General features: G+C 46.4%; 1 protein-coding gene. It reads left to right on the top strand.

The genetic code is table 11. The features are described 5' to 3' along the window. The coding region (locus A3762_RS06745) for a chemotaxis protein CheB (RefSeq protein ID WP_304439273.1) at positions 1-263 on the top strand (263 nt) is incomplete at both ends.

Here is a 263-nt window from a genome sequence, read left to right as displayed (position 1 = left end):
CATTTACCCCTGCTTTTGCTGAGCGCTTGGATGGATTAAGCCAAGTGAAAGTAAAGCAAGCTGTGGATGGCGATAATCTAGAAGCGGGTACAGCTTATTTGGCGCCAGGGGGCAAGCAAATGATTGTTGGTCAAAGAGCAGGTCGTAAGGTTATATCTGTGCTTGATGGCGATGAGAGGCTGACGTACAAACCATCAGTTGATTTGAGCTTTGGTTCAGTGGCGAAGACATTTCCTGGTAAAGCTTTAGGGATTGTTCTGACA

The sequence above is a fragment of the Oleiphilus sp. HI0125 genome, assembly GCF_001635355.1.
This window is presented reverse-complemented; position numbering and strand designations above follow the sequence as displayed.